The sequence below is a fragment of the Burkholderia sp. NLJ2 genome (genome assembly GCF_049487195.1).
Classification (GTDB): domain Bacteria; phylum Pseudomonadota; class Gammaproteobacteria; order Burkholderiales; family Burkholderiaceae; genus Burkholderia; species Burkholderia pyrrocinia.
Genome location: NZ_CP137810.1, coordinates 1,950,139 through 1,970,636 on the forward strand (window position 1 = coordinate 1,950,139; position 20,498 = coordinate 1,970,636).

The window sequence follows — 20,498 nt, forward strand, 5'->3', positions numbered from 1 at the left end:
TCGACCTCATTTCCCAGGAAATTTAAATTTCGCTATCTCGCCTCTATTGATCGCTTTAACCGCAGAGCTGTTGATTTCCACGGTCGCTGTGTCACCAGCGGTCTTGGATGACGCCTGCCCAGCGGGACGGTACGTCACCGCAGTTCCGTCTGGCAAGATCGCGACCCAACTTCCCTCCCCGGTAACGTTGTTGACCACTTTTACTGGCGTCTGCCCATTGAACGCATCTTTTGCAAATTGCTCTGCGGTTCCGTTCGGGTCACTGCTCGGTGGCATCGGAATTGGCGTGCCAACTCCCCCGATACCGGCCGGCAACTTTCCGTCGCTTCCCGTGATTGACGGTGGAACGCTGGAATTTTTCCCATCGATAGAATTAATGAGGTATTCAACCAACCCCTTAACCACGTCGACCGCAGGTGCATCTAATATTCGGTCAATCAAATTCGATCCAGCAAGTTGCGACCCCGGCGTGCCTACCTTAATCGCCGGATCAAGTTCGGTGGCTGGATCGGCAATCACACCATCGCCTTTCGTTGAAGTGTTGCCCGTATACCCACCGAGCGGCGGCAAGCTTGGCACGGGCGCCATCGACCACTGGTTATTCTCCCCTTCAATCTGCGCTGCCCCCATCGCCGTCGCCGCGCTCGCCCCCGACGCCGTGGCAATTCCCGCCACGAGGCTCGTCACCAGATTCTCCCGTGCCTGCCGATCCGTCGCCGACATCCGCCCTGTCGGTGCGAGCAGTGTGCCGATCACCGAACTCGCCGCCGCGCCCATCGCGCCGGCCCCACAACTCTGGCTGCTGGCGGCAGCGCCTGCACAGCCGACAATCGCATGAAGTGCAGCACGCGCTTCTTCACTACCGAGGTTGTCAGCAATCTGCTTCACTTGGTTCGCACCAAGCTCTTGCAGATAGGCAACCGTTGCGTTCTGCGCGAGTTGGCCCACGCCCCCCGTGACATTGCCGCCCGCAGCCACCGACAAGGCTGTCATTACTTGTCGATAGGTGCCGCCTGGCCCCCAATTGGCGTTCAGTTCATCGGCGCGCTGTTGTGCCGCCGCACGTTGTTCCGGCGTCAGCTTCGGGTTATTCGCGGCCGCCTTCGCTGCGTCGGCTTCCGCCGCGCGATTGGCCACAAACGTTCCTGCCTGGTTGATGAACTGGCTTGTAATGTCGAACCCGGCCTGTATCTTCTCTTTGTCGAAGATCGGTGCAAGCGCACCTCCGGTGTTCGAAGTGTCACGATTGATGCTCGCCACAGTTTCGGCAGCGGTCTGACCCGTCAACTGCTGCTGTTTCGTGCCGTCGGTAATCGTAAGAGTGCCACCGCTGACACCGCTCTTCGTCGTGGAGTTCGCATCGCCGGAAGCACTGAGCGCTACTGGCGGTGCAACCTGCAAACCGCCATCCCCCTTTGGCAGCGACGTCCCCGGCACCGGATTTACGTTATTCGCCGTACCTTTCTGATCCTTGCCGATGGTGCCGCCGTAACCGCCCGAAAGCCCGATCGAGGACGCGTCGTACGATGCGTGGTTCTCGATGTCGCTATGGGTAAGCGTCGCGGTGGTCAGACTGTTCAGGTTGTCCTGGACGGCCTTCTCGCTGCTCGCGATCACACCACCCTTGAGATCGGTATCGCCCTTCACGTCGACCTGGAAGCCACCGTCGCCGGCCTTGATACCCGATTGCTCGATCACGCTGGCGTAGTCGCTGTTCATCTTCGTCTGGCCAACGCTGCCCGCCACACTCGACTTTCCAGTGCAAAGCGGCGGCACACACACGCTCGCCGATATGCCTGCGCTTTGCTGCTTCGAATCGTAGTGATCCTTGTCCTGCAGGCTCTCGATGTTCAGGTTACCGCCGACATCGGCAACCACCTGTTTTCCCGACGCGACCGCACCTTTCAGATTCGTATCACCGCCGGACTGAATCGCAAGCTGGTTGCCTGCGGTCACATGCGTATTCGTCCACGTCGACGAATCACCGTCCGCGTTGCCGCGATTGCCGGCGACGCCGGCCGTGAACGCTATCCCCGTCTTGTCGCCGACGGTGAACGACACGCCCACCGATGCACTCGACCCGCTGTTCGTACTGTGCTGGCTACTGGTATTTTCTGCCGCCTGCAGGTTCACATTGCCTTCGGCAGCCAACTTCGCGTTGTTACCTGCCGAAATCGTGCTGCCGATCACGTCGATATTGCTGTCCTTGCCGGCACCGGCGGCAGCGATCGTAACGTTGCGGCCTGCCGACACGGTACTCCCCACCGCGGTGCTCGACTGTGCATGCATCTGGCTGTCGCTCTTGCTCGCCCCGACCGACACGTTGATCCCGACGCTAGTCGCGGCTTTCACCGGATCGCCGCCCATCTGCTTCAGCGAGTCATACGTGTTCTTCGCCGCAAGGCCCGTCGTGGCGGCTGCCAGCGCGATCAAGCGCGGATCGCCGCCCACGCTTTGCGCAGCGCTCGTCATCTGTCGACCAGTCTGCACCGCCGCGATGACCGGATTCGTCACGCCCACCGTCACGCCGGCCTGACGGAACTGCTGCTGCTCTGCAAAGTTGGATGTATCGGTCGCGGCATCGATTTTTACAGTCTTGCCAGCGAGATTCACGTCGTTGCCCGCATGCAGGATGCTGCCAGTCGCGTGCAGATCATTGCCCGCACTCACGGTCAGGTTACCGTTCAGCGCGCCGATCGCGCTCCCGTAGTTCGTCACCGATGACGACTGCTGCTTGTCCGAGTTCGAACGCGAACCGACCGACACCGACAGGCCACCATTCGACATCAGGCCGGTTTCCTTCTTGTCGTAATAGGTAGACGACTGGACCGTGTCCTGCGAGGTCTTAATGTTCACGTCCCGCGCCGCCGACAGCGACACATCGTTCGTGCCGACGATATTGCTGCCCGTCACGTTGATGTCCCGACCGCTGGTAACCGTGACGCCATCCGCCGAAATCGTGCTGCCCTGACTATAGGTCGCCATCTGATCGATCCCGCTCGCAACCTTCGATCCGCTAACCACGCCACTGCGGCTATGCGTTTCATGCGAATTGAATTCGCGCATCTCGGTCGCCGAGCCGACATTCACGTCGCCCGCTGCCAGCAGGTTCGCATTGCCCTTGTCGAGGCTGATTGCGCTGCCGGAAAGCGTGATGTCCTTGCCCGACACGAGATTGACGGTATTGCCGCCCGTCAGCGTCGTTCCAGTCAGCGCTTGATCCGACGCATGCTTGGTTTCCGCGTAGCTCCGGCTGCCCTCGTCACCCGAGCTGTTGGCGTTCACTGTCGACGTCGTACTCGCCGCGCCGAGCGTCACATTGCCTTTTGCGGCGATCGTGCCACCACCGCGCAGATCGATCTGCGCGCCCTTCGCCGTGAAATCGCCACCGACACCGATATTGGAGACACCCCCAACCTTGACCGTGCTGCCGACCGCACTGTTGAGGTTCGTATCCGACACCCCATTCGCACGCTGCACGATCTTGTGTTCGCCGGTCTGTTGCGTACCGAGCGTCCAGTCGCCGCCGATACTCGCGCCGAAATTGCCGCCGACCGACAGATTCCCCGCGTTCTGCTGGAAGTTGCCGCCCGTCCTGATCGCCGCGTCACCCGTCACATCGACCTGGGCCGTCGGCCCGAGCGTCGTCGTGACACTCGTTGCGCCGTCGCGGCTCACCCGCGTATCGGTCTTCGTCGCGGTGTCGAGAATCAGGTTGCCGCCAGCATCCAAATTGAGGCTGCCAGCCTTCACCTTGGCCGAAGTCAGATCGACATTGCCATCCGTCGTCAACGACATGAGTCCGCCGCTTTGCAGCGTGCCAAACGCATTGTCGATCTGCTTGCCCTGAATCGACAGCGTCTTGTCCGCCTTCATCGTGCCGCTGTTCTTGAAGTTCTCCGCGTCCTTCAAATCGATGTCGGTCGCGGTAATCAACGGCCCATTGACGTTCTGCTGGTTCGCCTGCGCGAGATACACGACCGGCACCAGCACCGACTGGCCGTCGACCACGCGCGTTTCCATCATGATCACGTTGCCGGTCAGCTTCGACACCTGATCGGCCGACAAACTCGCGCCTACGGCCAAATCGAGCGATTTCGACAGGCCGGCGCCCGCGGCCATCAGTGACTGGTACATCGTCTCGAGATCCGTGTACGGCCCGAGCACGGCGCGACCGGTCAGCGCCGTCACTTCATTGCGAACCAGTTGCTGCTCGTAGAACCCGTCGCCCAGGCGCTTCGGAATATGCGTCAGGTCGACGCCGATCTGACCGAAGAAATAGTCGCTCGAGATGAAGTTCTTCCGGTTCGTGAACGCCGGGTTTGTCTCGATCGCATAGCTCGCGTTCGGCGACGTGTCCGGCCGATACAAGCCGCCCTGCGGAATCGTCAGGTTGTTGAGCACATTCAGCGCGGTCGCGCTCGCGACGACCGGATCGACGGCGGTACTGCCGCCATGCACGGTCGACGCCCCCGATTTCGCCCCGCTGGCATTACCGCTCAATCCGCCGATCGTCAGGCCCGGCACAGCCTGCCCGGGGAGCAGGCCAAGCGATGGAATCGACGCGTTTGCGGCCGTGTTGTTGATGCTCACGCCGGTTCCGGAAATCGTCCCGTTGGAACTCAAGGTCGACCGGTAATCCGGCAAGCCGAATTTCTTGACATCGGCCGGGGCCGCCTGGGTATAGCCTCCCGGATGGCCGCCGACAAACGGCGCATCGCCGAACGGCAACTGCCAGTTGTGCTCGGTGTTGTCGTAGTTGTTGTAGTGATACTGGCCCGAATAGGTGACCGTCACGCCCGGCGCCTGCTGGCCCGTCGCCGCCCACCCGTCGCCGTCATATCGTGCGGGCAGTTTCAGATCGCCCACTGCTGCGATATTGCTCCAGTAGTTTTGCACCGTGCCGGATGACGATGCATCGATCGCGCCACCCGACACGATTTGCCCAGCCGGACTGATGTCCTTGATCATGTTCGCGACCGCAACGCCCGTGTAGGTCGTGTACTGGTAGCCGCTGTTCCACTGCCCGCCGTTCGGCGGAACGGTGAATACGCCACCGGGCTGTTCCTTCAGTTTGGCGATGACAGGAGCGGGATCGTAATCGGGAAAGTTCGGATCACGAAAAAGGTTGACCCAGTGGACATCCTTGCCGCTGCAAGCCTCCATGTAATAGGCCACGCAGCCCGACATGCTGATGCCGTACTTCTCAAGGACAGCCGGATCGACGTTGTTCGTGTAGCCGGTGGTGGTCATCACACGCCGCGTGTTCGTCACCCTGTCGGCATGCAGTTCCATGTCGCCGCCAGACTGGATCAACGCCGACGCATTGTTGATGAGCGCCGCGTTCGTGTAGTTGCCGCCGACGTCCTTGCCGCCCGCGAGCACGACCTTCCCCATGCCGAAGATGGCCGTCGTCGCCATCGAATCGGTCGCCGTGGTGTCGTCGCGGTTCTCGATGTCGCGCGCGAGGATTTCCAGCGTGCCGTTGCTGTCCGAACCGCCGATCAGCGCAGTCGGCCCGAGGTTCGACACCGTGCCAGTCGCATTGATCGACGTGCTGCCGCCGACGATCGAACCGGTATTGGTCAGATTGCCCGACTGCGTATGCAGCAGGCCGCCTGCCATCATCACGCCCACGTTGACGATGTTGCCTGCATTGACGCTCAGGTTGTTGACCGACTGCAGGTTCGCGTTGTTTGCAAACGTGCCGGGCAGCGTGAAGGAGAGATCGTGACCGACGTTGAATTGCGTGTCGGGCCCCGTCGTGTAATCGCCCTGCAGGTTCACGCTGGCATCGTGAGCGGCGCCGTATGTGCCGCCCCCTCGCAGCGTCGCGGCCGTGACCGTCAGGTCGTGCGTGGCGCTGATATGCCCGCCCGTGTTCGTGACCGCGCCGCTCGTCGTCACGTCCACGTCGCCGTTCGAATTCGTGACGTTGCCGATCTGCCCGCCGGAGTTGTCCAGCGTATTGCCCCGGACATGCAGCGACGCGCCGCTCAGTTGCCCGCCTTGCGTATTGGAAATCGACGACGCGCTGACGGTCACGTCGCCGTTCCCGGTGATCGCCCCCATGCCCGACACGCCACCCGCGTGGCTGTTGATGATCTGGCTGCCGCCCTGCACGGTCATCTTGCCGGTGCCGAGATCGGTAATCGAGCCATCGGCGTTGTCGATCGAGCCGGATTGAACGGCGAGCGTGCTTGTATCACCTGCCGTCTGCTGGCCGGCCTGAATGTGACCGCCCTGGTTCGCCAGTGCGCCGCCGTTCGTCAACGACAGCGACGTTCCCGCACGCACCAGCCCCTGCGCGTTGTTCACGTCGCCCAAGATCGTCGCATCGATGCCGCGCTGCGCCGCGAGGATGCCGTTCGCGTTGTTCCAACTACCGGCATTGATGAAGGCTTGCCCCTTCGTGACGATGGTGCCTGCAGCGTTGTTCAGCGCGCTCGCGCCGCTGCCCGGCGCGAGCGTCAGCGTGCCCGTGCCGGCGTGCGTGATCGTGCCGCCCGCATTGTTCAATCGGGCAGCGGCAAGCGTCAGGTCGGTGCTGTTCGTCTGGATCACGCCGCCCGCGGAGTTGTCGAGCGTGCCGCTCACATCGACGCCCATCGCCGACGAACCATATTGCGTGATGGTGCCGCCATGGTTCGTCAAGGTCGGCGTGGTCAACGCGAGCTGGTTGGCTTCGAGTTTGCCGCCGCTGTTGTCGAGTGAATCGTTTGCGCGCACGCTCAGATTCGGGCCGACGATCGCGCCACCCTGATTCGTCATCGACTCGACCTGGATCGACGCGTTCGTGCTCGCGCCGATCTGGCCGCCGTTGTTCGTCAAGGTGCCGGCGGTGACGCCAAGGTCGGTGTTGGACAGCAGCCTGCCGTTCGTGTTGTTCAACGCCCCGCCGACCGTGGCTGTCAACCCGGCCTGCGCATCGATCGAACCCGATGTATTGTTCAGCGAACCGGTTTGAGCCGCGATGCGTCCGTTGCCGGCGATCGTGCCGCCGACGTTCGACACCGAACCCGATCCATTGCCGAGCGTCAGCGTGCCGGTGCCCGCATGTGTGATCGTGCCGCCGTCGTTCACCAGCGAAGCGGGAGCGAGCATCAGGTCGGTGCTGTTGGTTTGCAGCATGCCGCCGCCCGAATTGTCGAGCGTGCCAGCGACGTTGACGGCCATCGCACCGGCGCCGGTCTGCGTAATCGTGCCGCCGTGGTTCACCACATTGGTCGCTGACAACGAAACCTGCTCGGCCTGTACATTGCCGGCGCTGTTGTCGAGGGTCGTGCCGGTCAGTGCGGCCGTCCGGCCGACGATGGTGCCGCCGTTGTTGACCAGGCGCGCGCCCGCATCGACCGCCGCCTTCTGCGCAGCCTTCAGCGTGCCGCCGCTGTTGTCGACCGACTGGCCGGAAACCTGAAGATTCGTGTTCGACGTGATCGTCGCGTGGTTGGCGATATTCCCGCCTCGCACGGTCACGTCGCCGTTGCCGCCGATCACGCCGCCTTGCGCGCCATTCGCGGTCGTGCCGGCCACGTTCGTGAGTTGGCCGGTCGCGGTGAGTTCCAGCCCGTCGGTATTGAGCGACGTGATGCGGCCCGCCGTGTTGTCGATCGTGTTGCCATCGACAGTCGCGTGTCCGCCACCCTGGATCGTGCCTTGATGGTTCGCGATGGCGTTACCGCGCAGCGCCATCGTGCTTTCCGACACGAGCACGCCGGCCTGGTTGGCGATCTGCCCGGCGGCCGTTACCGACAGCGGCCCCTGCGACGATACCGTGCCGCCCTGATTCGATACGTTGCCGCCCGTCAGGCTCGTACTGCCGCCGCTCGTCAGGTTGCCGTGGTCGTTGTTGACCGTGCCGGCCGCATTTGCGGTGACCGCGCCCTGGGCGCTCGTCGTCGCATTCGCGAGGTTCACGTCACCGTTCGTCGCAGTCAGCGAAAGGTTGCCGTTCGCGGCGGTCGTGCTGCCCGAGAGATTCACGGCGGAGCCTGTCGCCGATACATTACCGCCCGCGATGTTCTTGCCGTTCGCGCTCAACTGACCCGTCGTCGTGACCTGCAGATCGCCCGCCTGTGTGGCGACGCCGTCACTGTTCACGCCCGCGCCCAGCAGGCCCGTCGAATTCAGCGAACCCGCATTCACGCCCACGTTGTGCTGCGCGGCAAGCGTACCGGTATTCACCACGTCCGCGCCGGTATTCAGCGACACCGACTGCTGCCCGTAAGTCGTACCGCTGTTCTCGACTCCGCCTGCAGCCGATACCGCGACGTTGCCGAGCGAGCTGACCTTGCCCGACTGCACCAGCCGGCCGTCCGTCGTCAGCGTCAGGCCCATCGCATCCGCCGCGATCGTCCCGGCACTCCGGACGCCGACGCCGCCCTCGGTGCCGACCAGGAAAATCCGGTTGCTGTACATGCCACCCAGTTGGCCGATGTCGATTGCCACGGCGGGCGTGGCGCCTTCGCCCTGGATTCGCGTGGTCTGGAGCGTATCGTGGCTTACCTGGTTCGCGCCTGTAATGACGTTCAGGTTGTTCGCGTAAATGGCCGCATTGGTTTGTACGGCCCGGGCGATCAGATCGACCTGATCGACGTTGGTGGCGTTCAGGCCGGCGCCCTGCACCGTAATCAGGCCGCGCGTCGTGTTGAAACCCGCCAGTGACCCATCCGCATTCAGATTCGGGGTTCCGGTGGTCAGGATTGCACGCGAGGTGTTGATAAATCCGCCGCCGTCGACAACCAATCCGGACGGATTCGAAATAATCATTTCGGCACGTTGGCCGGCAATCTCGACATACCCCCTCAGTTGCGACGGGTTGTTGCTGTTGACCTGATTGATGATGATCCTGGCCGCGTCGTTCGCGCCAAAATTCGGATTGCCGTTGATATAGCCGGCCTGCTGCGTGTTCGTCATCACCGGCGAGTTGTTCACGATCACGCCCGGTTTCTGAACATCGAACTGCGAATAGGTGTTCAGCGAAACGCCGGCCCCGCTGGGTTTGTTGATATTGACCTGCGGCAAGCCATTCGGGGTCTGCACGACCTTGGGGGCATTCGCCCCCGCTCCGACTACCTGCGCGCCCACCCAAAGCGGTGTCGCCCCTGTCGCAATCAGCGCCGCAAACGCCGCGTGGCGCAGCGCAAACTTCACCGTCGCACGTCGCAGCCGGCCGCACCCGGCCCGGACGGTTTCTCCATTGCCTACCTTTCCCGACGAGTTGGCAGTCTCTTCGACCGCGATCAACATGCCTCGGACGCAACTGAATACCAGACGATATTGTTTTTTATTCATGGTGCGGCGGACGCGTTTTTACGCGCCAAGCGAATGGATGCGAAACACCGTGCAAAAGTGTAGAAGAGGACGACAGCGCAAAAACAACGCTGCCGAGTTTTCCCCGACTCTTCTTCACTCCGGCTACGGCGGGATGGATTGGTCTCTCGTGGCGTAATTTATCGAAATACTTGTCAGCACAGTGTCAGGAATTGAAAAGACGCACAGCGCTCCCGGTTCAGCATCCGTTCAACTTGAAATGATTCATGTCGGGCTCGACTTAAAAACCGCGTCGGCTGATGCGGTTCTTTAACGATTTAAAACCATTCAATAATCGTCTTTCGATTTTTTAATAATCCTAATCTGAAAATCTTTTTCAGGACCGGCACCCGCGCGCTCGTCGTGCTGCAGCACTGAATCGACCGGAAAGCAGCGGATCGATGTAGTGCGGTCAAAGATCTGTCCTGCAGATCACACCACCCATCCAGCGCGAGAACGCATTCGATCTCGTGGGAACAACATCCGAACTTGAATTTTTCTATTGACTTTGGCGTCATCTGACTAGCTGACGAATTCAGCGTGTCGAACAGGAACAGAGCATCGTTCACGGTGTCGCGAATCTGCAACGGAAGCGCGAACCTTTCGGTGTTGAACCGCATCGATGCCTATCGAGTTCGATGGATTGCGACGATGAATCTCTCGAATCGATTGCGCGCGCCGCGCGATACGCAACCCCTTGCGGCCAATTGTCGCGAAACACCGCGATTCCCCGCTTTTCGTCGCTTTTCTCCGCCAGTCCGATTGCCCGCCTCCTGTACCTCGCGTATGGTGCTGGCCGTCCGCGCTCGATCCGTCGCCCGGACACCCGACCGTCGTCACGCACGACGGCCGCGCGGGCCGTGCCCGCCGCTCACCGTCTCCGCGATGCCGCTCGCCGCCACCGCGCATTCAAGAGGAAAGAGGCGTGATCCACAAAGTCCTGATCCTGTTCGCACTCTGCATCGCGGGCCTCGCCGCGATCGCCGCCGGTTTCCAGCACATCCCCAGCTGATTCGCGGCCCCGGCTCGCTTCGCCGAGCCCGGGGGCCGCACCCGTTCCTTTTCCCTTTCTGCGATGAACCTCTTTCTCGAACCGCCCGGGACGGGCGACCTTTGCCATGCGCATCGACGTACAGCATTCCCAGCACGACATCGACGATGAACTCGACACGCTCTATGCACGCCTCCACCAGCCGGGCCATCGCCTGCACGGCCTGCCGGCCGTCGCGCTCGGCCGCTCCGGCCTGATCGTCCGCCACCGCGAAGCGGACGGCGAATACTTCCTGTATGTCGAAGATCCGGCCGTGCGCCAGCTCGCCGGCTACACGGTGTTCAACCGCCTTCCCGAAATCCCGCGCCACGCCGACCGCTACCTGCGCGCGCCGCATACTCGGCTGCGCGGCTCGGCGCAACGCAAGGGCCTTGCGACGACGCTGTATCGCTGGGGGCTCGACGCGGGGCTGTGCCTGATCAGCGGCGCGCGCCAGTCGGTCGGCGCCGCGCAGTTGTGGACGGCGCTCGCGCACGATTACCGGCATGGCTTCGTCGATGTCGAAGGCCGCGCGCTGCGTTATCTCGGCGACACCGTTCCGGACGACGTGCACGGCGCGCTGCATACGCGGCGGCTGTTGCTCGGCAGCGGGTGGGCAATGACAGAATTCGCGCGGGCGGCCGGGATGAGCGATGGCGAACCGGTTCGCTGCGATTCCGCGGCGATTTTCGACGGGGCAGCGCGGATCGCGTCGCGCGCTTAGCGTCGGCGGCACGCGCCACGTCGACCGAACGCCAATGCGATAATCCGTCCGGTCCGCGCGATGCGGCAGCGCACCGCGCCAACCAAACGCTCATCGATGACCACCGATCCCCGAACCGACACCGACCGCCGCATCGACATCGTCTCCCTGTGCGGCAGCCTCCGGTCGCAGTCGTACAACGCCGCGCTGCTCGATGCAGCCGCGCTCGTCGCGCCGCACGGCATGCGCATCGTGCGCTTCGATCGCCTCGGCGAATTCCCGTTGTTCAACCCCGATACCGAATACCCGTCGCCCGCCGCCGTGCGCGACCTGATCGATCGCCTGAACGCGGCCGACGGCGTGCTGATCGCGAGCCCGGAATACGCGCACGGCGTGACCGGCGTGATGAAGAACGCGCTGGATTGGGTTGTCGGATGCGAAGCGTTCGTCTACAAGCCGGTCGCGGTGCTGAATGCGTCGCCGCGTGCGACGCATGCGGACGCGGCTTTACGGGAAACGCTGTCGGTGATGTCGGCGCGCATCGTCGAGCGTGCGTCGATCACGCTGCCGATCCTCGGAAGCCAGCTCGATGCGGCGGGCATCGCCGCGCATCCGCCGTTCGCGTCGGCGCTGGCCGATGCGTTGCACGCGCTCGGCGCGGTGATTGCCGAAGGCGCGTCAACGCGCTGACGCGACGCATCCGGCAATTCATCGCAGTCCGGAATAATCGGACGTTGCGCCCGTCGACAGGCACGACGTCCGGCCCGGATCATCGTCCGCGATAGATCGGCCTGTCGGCGGCCATTGGACCCGATTCGCTCGTGGCCGGTGCGGCCATCCCGTATCCGCTCGTATCGGCCGTCGACGTCCCCGTCGAGCCGATCTTCGTCAGCGCTTCAGCCAGTCGCGCCGGATAGTGCGGGTCTTCGCCGGTCTGACGGTAGCCGGCCGCGTGCAGTGCGGCCAGTTCGGCCGTGACCTCCGCACGCGTCACGGTGGGCTGCGGCGCGGCCCATGCGGAAACGGAAGCGGTCGCGGCAACCGTCGCGAGAACATACAGAGCAAGCTTGTTCATTTGAACTCTCCTGAGCATCGACGACGTTGTCGACGGAGAGTGAGTCGATCGGCGAGCGCAAAGATGACACACGCCGACGAAATTTATTCGACGTCGCGTCGCCGCGCCGTACCGCGCCACGGTCGGGCGTCGCGCCCGATGTGAACGGCATGCTCAGATGAAAACCGATCCGCTGTCAGATTTCGCCGGCTCGCGCGACTACAGGCATGTGGCCATGCGCCACCCTCTGTTCTCGTTCAAAGGGTCCGACATGAAAACCAGAATCCGGATACTGATCGCGTCGCATCTCGCGACGGGTCTCGTTGCATTCGCCGCGGGCATCTACGTGCTTCCGATCCTGACGGCATCGGAGGGCGCAAGCGCCGTCGAACTGCAAGTGGCCGCCGAAAACACACGCCATACCGGCCGCTTCGAACGCGGCCTGCCGGGGAGCGATCCGCTGCACTGGGCAGTCGGCAAGCTGACGATCACCGATTCGTCGATCGCGTTCGAAGGCGACGTCGCACCGGGGCCCGACTACAAGATCTACCTCGTCCCGGAATTCGTCGATACCAAGGCGTCGTTCCTCGCGATCAAGGCGCGTGCCGCGCGCGTGGGCGACCTGAAGACATTCGGCAATTTCGTCGTGCCGCTTCCCGCCGACGTGAATCCCGCGCAATACACGTCGGTCGTGATCTGGTGCGAACGTTTTTCGAAATTCATCAGCGCGGCCCGGTATCAAAGCGCAACGACGTCGGGCTCGGTGTCGATGTAACCGGCCCCTGCCGCAGCGACGCGTGGTCGCGCGCTACCGACCCTTGCTCCGCGTGCCCTTCTTCACCGTTTTCGCACGCGGCGCTTCCTTCTCGGGCTGCGCGCCGCCGCCGGCGAGATCCTCGAGCCACGCGAGCGCATCGACGTACGACAGGAACTGCTGCAGATATTCCGGCGACAGCTCGCGCATCGTCGACAGCGACCGGTGCACGAGGCTGTTCGAATTGAGCGGCCCCGCATTGCGCGGCACCTGGTCGAGCGACTGGCGGTACTGCTGTTCCGTGCGGACCTTCGACCACATCGTGCGGAAGTAGTCGACCAGCTCGGGATCGAGTCCGCGCCGGTCGGCCTGCGCATCGCGCGCAAGCCGTTCGACGAGTTCCGCAAGCGCACCGCGCCCGGGTGCACCTGCCGTGGCTTCCGCATGGTCACGTGCGGCCTTCGCTTCATCGGCCCGCGCGACGACCTCCGCGAAGCCTTCGATCAACGCTGCCAGCCGCGCGTCGAGCAATCCGCGCGCGTCGCCATCGAGCACGGCCGCGCGCCGTTCGAGCGCGTCGATCCGGTGAAAGCGCACGGGATCGAGCCGGTCCACGCCCTGCTCGCGCCATGCGTCGAGCGTCGCGCGGGCGGGCGTCGCGTCTTCCGTCACTTCGCCTTCCCTCCGTTCGATGCGCTCTTGCGCGGCACCGGCGCGATCTCCACGCGGCGATTCTTCGCGCGGCCTTCATCGTCCGCATTCGAGCTGACCGGCTGTTCGGAGCCGAACGCGGCCGCGAACACCGACGCCGCCGGCACGCCGGCGTCGATCAGCGCGCGCGTGACCGTCAGCGCGCGCTTGGCCGACAGTTCCCAGTTGTCCGCGAACTGGCGGTTGCCGGTATGCACCTGCTGGTCGTCGGCAAAGCCGCTGATCATCAGGATCTCGTCGCGCGTCTTCAGGTAAGCGGCCAACGGGGCGGCCAGCGTCTTCAGCAGGTCGCGGCCCGCGGGCTGCAACTGGTCGGAGTTCAGCGCGAACAGCACGTTGCCGCTGATGCCGATGCGCCCGTTCACGAGCGTCACGCGGCCGGCCGCGAGCGGCCCGGCGAGCGCCTGTTCGAGCGACTTGCGCTGCTGCGCTTCGAGCTGGCGCGCACGCACGGCTTCCTCGAGCTTCGACGTGAGCTGCAGTTGCATGCCGATCACGCCGACCAGGATCAGCACGAACGCGCCGAGCAGCACCGACATCAGGTCGGCGAACGCGGGCCACACCGGCGCGGATGGCGCGCCGCCGTCGATTTCGTCGTGCATGCGTTACGCTCCGACCGGTGCCCGCCGGCCGGCGAGCTGCTGCAGGTCTTCGACGATCTGCTTCTGCGACATCATGCTCAGGTCGATCACCTCGCGCGCCTGCGCGACGTAGTACTCGAGCTGCTCGTCGCTGCGCGCGAGCGATTTCTCGAGCGCGGCCTCGATGCGCTGCAGATGGGTCAGCAGCTTGTCGTTCGACTCGCCGAACACCTGCACGGCCATCCCGAACGCATCGCCGAGGCTTGCGACCTCGACCGCGCCCGCGGTGACCTGCGCGGCCACCGAATCGAGCTTGCGCGTTTCGGCATCGACGGTATCGTTGAAGCGCGCGCCGACGCGATCGAGCAGGTCGGCCGACGTGCTGACGAGTGCGTCGATCGCGGTGCGCTGTTCGGTCGACGCGTGATTGACCGCGCCGAGCAGCGTTTCGAGTGTCGCGAGCAGGCGGCTGCGTTCCTCGAGCGTCGCGGTATCGCGCACCATGCTGTCGGACAGGCGCTGGCGCAGCTCGGCGACGACGTCGGCCGCGGCCTTCGGCGCTTCCGACGCGGCCTGCACGAGGCGCGCGATCTCGTTGATCGTATCGCTCGCATGCACCTGCGCCTGCGCGGTGATGTCGTTCGCGGTGCGGGCCAGCGTGTCGCAGATGTCCTGCTGGCGCGTCGCGGCCTGCGCGCTCGTCTGCGCCCATTCGTCGCGCAGCGCGGCCGCCATCGCGGCAAGCGAATCGTTCCATGCGGACAGGCGCTGTTCGTCGCGTGCCGCGAGTTGCGTCTGCAGGCCGGCGTGCGAATCGCGGATCGTCGTCAGCAGATCGTTCGAGCGTTGTTCGAACGTGGCGGCCTGCGTGGTGAGATCGCGCGTCGTTTGCGCGAGTGCGTCGCAGATTTCCTGCTGGCGGCCTGCGCTGTGTACGCCTGCGCGTTGCCATTCGTCGCCGAGCTTCGCGGCCATCGCGGCCAGCGAATCGTTCCACGTCGACAGACGTTCTTCGTCGCGCGCGGCCAGTTGCGTTTGCAGGCCCGTGTGCGAATCGCGGATCGTCGACAACAGTTCGTTCGAACGCTGCTCGAACGTCGAAGCCTGTGCGGTCAAATCACGCGTCGTGTGTGCGAGTGCATCGCAGATTTCCTGCTGACGGCCCGCGCTATGCACGCCCGCGCGCTGCCATTCGTCGCCGAGCTTCGCGGCCATCGCGACCAGCGAATCGTTCCACGTCGACAGACGTTCTTCGTCGCGTGCGGCAAGTTGCGATTGCAGACCCGTATGCGAATCGCGAATCGTCGACAGCAAATCGTTCGAACGCTGCTCGAAGGTTGAAGCCTGCGTGGTGAGGTCGCGCGTCGTTTGTGCGAGCGCGTCGCAGATTTCCTGCTGACGGCCCGCGCTGTGTACGCCCGCGCGTTGCCATTCGTCGCCGAGCTTCGTCGCCATCGCGGCCAGCGAATCGTTCCACGCAGACAGACGTTCTTCATCGCGTGCAGCCAGTTGCGTTTGCAGGCCCGTGTGCGAATCGCGGATCGTCGACAGCAGTTCGTTCGAACGCTGCTCGAAAGTTGAAGCCTGCGTGGTGAGGTCGCGCGTCGTTTGTGCGAGCGCGTCGCAGATTTCCTGCTGACGGCCCGCGCTATGCACGCCCGCGCGCTGCCATTCGTCGCCGAGCTTCGCGGCCATCGCGGCCAGCGAGTCGTTCCACGCGGTGAGGCGCTGTTCGTCGCGCGCCGCCAGTTCGGTCTGCAGCCCCGCGTGCGACTCGCGCATCGCAGCGAGCGTCGCGCCCGAATGGCGCTCGAACGTCGCGGCGGCTTCGCCCAGCGCGCGTGCGTGCTGGCCGGCCAGCGTCTCGCCGACCTGCTCCTGGCGCGACAGCGCTTCGCGCCATGCGTCCGACAGGCGGCCTTCGGTCGATTCGAGACGCGTCGCGACGCCGTCGAGCAGGTCCGTCGAACGCTGCGCGAACGTATCGGTGAACTGGCCGAGCGTCGTCTGCAGTTGCTGCGCGACCGCGTCGCCCGCGCGGCGCTGTTCGTCGAGCGCGCGGTTCCAGACGGCCGTCACGTTGCCGGTGGTCTTCTCGAAGCCGTCCGTCAACCCGTCGAGCTGGCGCTGCACGGCGCCCGTCACGGTGTCGCGCAGCGCGGCCATCTCCTGCGCGAGCCCCGTCATCGTCGCCGCGACGACCGGCTGCAGCGCGGCACCGGCCACGCGCGCGCTTTCGGCGGCGCTTTCCTTCAGCGCGTCGCCGACGTTCGACGCGAGGCCCGCATACGCGCGCTCGGTCCGGTCGAAAAACGCCTGCTGGCTTTCGAGCTGGCGATCGTGCAGCGCGACGCTGCGCGCCTCGAGCGTCATCATCATCGTCTGCAGCCGGTCGACCAGCGCCGGCATCACGTCGGCCTGGCGCTGCAGCAGCCGGAACGATTCGTCGCGCTGGTGCGCGGACGAATGCACGCGCAGCGTCGTCGCGATCTTCGCGTCGAGCTGCTGCGCTACGTCGATCCGCTCGCGGCGCACGAGCGCGGACAGCAGCCCGAGCATCGCGGACGTCGCGACGCCCGCAATCGACGTGCCGAACGCGAAGCCGAGGCCCTTCACCGGCGCGATCAACGATGCGCGGATCGCATCGAGATCGGTCGCGCTTTCGAGCGCGGCGCCCGTGCCCTTCAGCGTCACGACCATCCCGAGCAGCGTGCCGAGCATGCCGAGCAGCACCAGCAGGCCGACGAGGTAAGGCGTGAGCGCCGGGCCCGGCAGCGCGACGCGCGCGCCATCGACACGTGCCCGCACGGCGCCGCGCAGGCCCGGGGGCAGCGTGTCGAGCCACGCGTCGAGCTTCGCGGGCGGCTCGGTCAGGCCCGCGACCGCGCGCGACAGCGTGGCGGTCGCCTGCTTGTAGCGCAGCAGTTCCCATGCGCCGGCGACGTAACACGCGCCGATCAGCAGCGTGACGGCCGACGCCAGCGGATTCGACGCGACATAGCCGACGCCGATCCAGCCCACTGCGAGCAGACCGGCGACGAAGACAACGAGATCAATGCGAATTCTGGACATAGCGTGTTGATTAGCTGGTACGAAGGGCCGCGAGCAGCCCGTCTACCGTTTGAAACCGGACCTCGAGTTCGGCGAGCAGGATGCTTTGCATCTCGTCGCGAAACGTGTCGAGCCATGCGCCGGGCACGATCGCCACGACGGCCGCGCCGTCGGCAACCGCGCCGTCGTCAGCCGTACCGGCCGGGTCGGATGCAGCGGCGGATTCGGCATCGGCCAGCGCCTGCCGTTCCGCGTCGCGCAGCCGCCCGAAGCGCGTGCCGAGCAGCGCGGGCACGGCCGACAGCAGGCTGCGCTCGCGCGCGCCGAGCACGCGCTCCATGATCGCGTCGAGCGTCGCGAGCCGCGCCATCCCGGACGAGCGCGCGGCGAGCGCGACCCGCAGGCGGCCGCGCAACTGGCCGATCGCCGTTTCCATCTCCTGCTGCAGGGACAGATAACGCTGGCGGAAGTCCGCGAAATCGGCCGTGTCGGCGGCCGGTGGTGGCATATCGCCGGGCCGGCGCCGCATACGCGGCCGGTTGGTGGCCGTGATCGCCTGCGCGAGATCGTGGCGCACGCGCGCACAGTCGCGCTCCGCGTCGTGGCCGCGCACGCCGGCCGCGACGCCGGGCGGGCTCGCGGTCAACGCGGACGACAGCGTGATCGCGTCGGTCCAGCCCAGCCACTGGCTCAGCCGGTCAGACAGCGTCTGCGGGGATTCCGCGACGTCGGCATCGGCCAGGCGCGCGAGCAGCCGGACGAGCGTCGGGCCGCTCAATGCCGGGCGCGGGGAAGCGTGCACCATGCTGCAAACCGTCAAAAAAGGCAGCAGTTTACACGTCGCCGGGAGGTCGACCGCCAGAATCGGGGAAGCGGCGCGGTCCGGCGCACCGGGCGACACACGCGAACGCCCGCCGCGCAAGGCTCCGCGGGCGGTGGCGGGTGGCCGGAAATGCCGTCGGGTGCGGCTCGGCGAGCTGCCGGGATCGGGAAGCCGGGAGCCTCGCCCGGTGCGTCATGAGGAAAAAGAAGGCGTTTCCGGACGACTCGCGGTTTCCGGAAGCGTGGTGCGCGGTTCGGATGATTCGCTCCGGCGGCCGACCACGGGAATGGTCGGCCGCCGTGCGATGCAGACCGGGAATGGAAGCGGTCAGATCCCCGCTTTCGGTGCGTTCAGGATCAGCCGCAGCCCGAGCAGCGTGATCGCGCCGGCCGCGACGCGGTCGACCCACTTCTTCGCACGCAGGTAGAGCTCGCGCGGCCGGCGCGTCGAGAAGCACAGCGCGACGATCGTGTACCAGCCGAATTCGACGCCGAACACGAGCGGCGGCAGCGCGAGGTAGCACCACAGCGGCGGATGCTGCGGGAGCAGCGCCGCGAAGATGCTGCCGTACCAGATCGCCGTCTTCGGGTTGCTGAGCTGGGTCGTGAGGCCCGTCCAGAACGACTTGCGCGCGCTGCCGCCGGCCATCGCCTGCGGATCGTCCATCGCGATCGGCCGGTCGGCGCCGCGCCAGATCTTCGACGCCATGTAGATCAGGTACGCGCCGCCGGCGACCTTCAGGCCCACATACAGCCATTCGACGGCCTGCAGCAGCGTATAGAGCCCGGCCAGCGCGACGCCGCCGAACACGATGCCGCCGATGCCCATGCCGAGCGCGGTGGCCAGCCCGTCGCGGCGCGACAGCCCGATCGAATTGCGGGCAACCAGCACGAAGCTCGGGCCCGGAATCATCGCGCCGAGAAACAGCGCGGCCAGGATCGCGAGTACGGCAGCCGATGCAGTCATCGAAGTCTCCTTGTCAGCGACGCCGATTCGCCGGCGCCTGCGTGTCGTTTCCGACGGTCGAGCCGCCGATTCTGGCACGCTTCGCGCGTGGCCGAAAGCGGCCGCGCGCTGCTATGCTGGCCCTCTTTCCCGTCATCCCGCGCCGCCGCCCATGATCGAGATCCGCGCCGCCCGTTATCCCGACGACGCCCGCGTCGTCGAGGCGATCTTCCGCGAGTACATCGCCAGCCCCACCGTCAGCCTCGAATTCCAGGACTACGAGCCCGAGATCGCCGCGCTGCCCGGCCAATACGCGGCGCCGCGCGGGTTGCTGCTGCTCGCGTGGAACGGCGATCGCGTGGTCGGCTGCGCGGCGTTTCGCGAAATCGACACGGCGACCTGCGAGATGAAGCGTGTGTATGTCCGGCCCGAAGCGCGCGGATTGAACGTCGGTCGCCAGCTCGTCGAACGGCTGCTGCGCGACGCGAAGGCGGCCGGCTATGCGCGCATGTGCCTCGACGTGCTGCCCGAATTCGTCGCTGCAAGGCAATTGTATGCATCGCTCGGCTTCACGCCCGCGCCGCCCGTCGCATTCAATCCGGTGCCGGGCACCGAGTTTCTCGGGCGCGAGCTGTAACCCTGCGCGGCCGTCAAGCCCCTTCCCCTTTCGACCGGACACTTCGCCATGCGCGTTCTCCGCTTGTCCCTCCTGCTGCTCCCGCTGCTTGCGGCACTGCCCGCCGGCGCCCGCGCCGACGCCCTGCCGAAGTCGATCGAGACGCAACTGCCGCCCGGCTACCAGCCGCTGCTCGCGCAAGCCGGGCCCGATCTCGGCAACGGGCGGCACAGCTTTCTCGTCGTCGTGCATCGTGCGGTCGATACGCGCGAGCAGCCTTCGCCGCGCCCGCTGCTGATCTACGAGGAACAGCCCGACCACGCGTTCCGGCTCGCCGCGCGCAACGACCAGGTCGTCCTGCGCGCGAACGAAGGCGGCCAGTGCGATCCGTTCGATCCCGAAGACGCCGCTAACGGCCTCTCGGTAAAAGGCCGCTATTTCACCGTGCAGAACTTCGTCGCGTGCGGGCAGCACTGGACCGACTACGTGACGTTCCGCTACGACCCGCGCACGCGCGGCTGGGTATTTTCGAACCAGATCGTCACCGAATCGTTTCCGCTCGACGACAAGCCCGACCACGTCACCGTCACGCGCGCCGACGCGCACCGGCCGGTCTCGTTCGGTCAATGGAAACGCAAGGACTGACGGCGGCGCAACGCATGGACTGACGCGACCGGTGGAGCGGACCGCAAGCGATTGCGTCGCGCCAGCAGCCTCCCGCGCGCACCGACGCACGGCCAGTCCCTCGCGCTCGCCGACGCCTCGCCCTCCCCGCCCTTCGCGCCCTTCTCGCCCTTTAGGCGCTCGCAGCCACACGCCAACAGGACTACCATAAGCGCTCGCCGTCGCGCGACCGTGCGCGGCCGCCGCACGCGGCTCGCCCGCACGCCTTCCGTCGTAAAACCCGCGCAGGAGGAC

Annotated in this window: 12 protein-coding genes; 5 read left to right on the forward strand and 7 right to left on the reverse strand. The window is 65.4% G+C overall.

Annotation, left to right across the window (positions count from 1 at the left end; all coding sequences use genetic code 11):
- Positions 1–6: 6 nt before the first annotated feature.
- Positions 7–9,294, reverse strand: coding sequence for a hemagglutinin repeat-containing protein (locus tag R9B84_RS31135; protein ID WP_423761292.1), 9,288 nt, complete (start codon positions 9,292–9,294; stop codon positions 7–9).
- Positions 9,295–10,430: 1,136 nt separating this feature from the next.
- On the opposite strand from R9B84_RS31135, the gene R9B84_RS31140 reads away from it, so the two are divergent.
- Positions 10,431–11,066, forward strand: a complete 636-nt coding sequence (locus R9B84_RS31140) for a histone acetyltransferase (RefSeq protein ID WP_423761293.1) — start codon at positions 10,431–10,433, stop codon at positions 11,064–11,066.
- Between the two features lie 96 nt (positions 11,067–11,162).
- On the forward strand, positions 11,163–11,735 hold the full coding sequence (locus R9B84_RS31145; RefSeq protein WP_423761294.1) for an NADPH-dependent FMN reductase: 573 nt from the start codon (positions 11,163–11,165) through the stop codon (positions 11,733–11,735).
- Between the two features lie 79 nt (positions 11,736–11,814).
- Here the strand turns inward: R9B84_RS31145 and R9B84_RS31150 are convergent, their stop codons facing one another.
- A complete protein-coding gene (locus R9B84_RS31150) occupies positions 11,815–12,120 on the reverse strand; it encodes a DUF4148 domain-containing protein (protein WP_423761295.1) in 306 nt (101 codons plus the stop codon).
- Positions 12,121–12,370: 250 nt separating this feature from the next.
- Here R9B84_RS31150 and R9B84_RS31155 point away from each other — a divergent pair, with 250 nt between their 5' ends.
- On the forward strand, positions 12,371–12,874 hold the full coding sequence (locus tag R9B84_RS31155; protein ID WP_423761296.1) for a DM13 domain-containing protein: 504 nt from the start codon (positions 12,371–12,373) through the stop codon (positions 12,872–12,874).
- Positions 12,875–12,907: 33 nt separating this feature from the next.
- Here the strand turns inward: R9B84_RS31155 and R9B84_RS31160 are convergent, their stop codons facing one another.
- The 5 genes from R9B84_RS31160 to R9B84_RS31180 all read right to left on the reverse strand — a co-directional run bounded on the left by R9B84_RS31160 (position 12,908) and on the right by R9B84_RS31180 (position 18,985).
- Positions 12,908–13,525 carry a DUF2894 domain-containing protein gene (locus tag R9B84_RS31160; RefSeq protein WP_423761297.1) on the reverse strand — a complete coding sequence of 206 codons (618 nt, stop codon included), beginning with the start codon at positions 13,523–13,525 and terminating at the stop codon, positions 12,908–12,910.
- Positions 13,522–14,166 (reverse strand): OmpA family protein, encoded by a 645-nt coding sequence (locus R9B84_RS31165; RefSeq protein ID WP_423761298.1) that lies wholly within the window; start codon positions 14,164–14,166, stop codon positions 13,522–13,524. Before R9B84_RS31165 ends, R9B84_RS31160 begins: the two co-directional genes overlap by 4 nt.
- A 3-nt stretch (positions 14,167–14,169) precedes the next feature.
- Positions 14,170–17,217 (reverse strand): DUF802 domain-containing protein, encoded by a 3,048-nt coding sequence (locus R9B84_RS31170; RefSeq protein WP_423761299.1) that lies wholly within the window; start codon positions 17,215–17,217, stop codon positions 14,170–14,172.
- Between the two features lie 10 nt (positions 17,218–17,227).
- A complete protein-coding gene (locus R9B84_RS31175; protein ID WP_423761300.1) occupies positions 17,228–18,001 on the reverse strand; it encodes a DUF3348 domain-containing protein in 774 nt (257 codons plus the stop codon).
- A gap of 345 nt (positions 18,002–18,346) precedes the next feature.
- Complete coding sequence (locus R9B84_RS31180) at positions 18,347–18,985, reverse strand: LysE family translocator (RefSeq protein ID WP_043179179.1); 639 nt, start codon at positions 18,983–18,985, stop codon at positions 18,347–18,349.
- A gap of 151 nt (positions 18,986–19,136) precedes the next feature.
- Between R9B84_RS31180 and R9B84_RS31185 the strand changes: the two genes are divergently transcribed.
- Complete coding sequence (locus tag R9B84_RS31185) at positions 19,137–19,601, forward strand: GNAT family N-acetyltransferase (protein WP_423761301.1); 465 nt, start codon at positions 19,137–19,139, stop codon at positions 19,599–19,601.
- A gap of 48 nt (positions 19,602–19,649) precedes the next feature.
- Complete coding sequence (locus R9B84_RS31190; RefSeq protein ID WP_423761302.1) at positions 19,650–20,225, forward strand: hypothetical protein; 576 nt, start codon at positions 19,650–19,652, stop codon at positions 20,223–20,225.
- Positions 20,226–20,498: the final 273 nt, after the last annotated feature.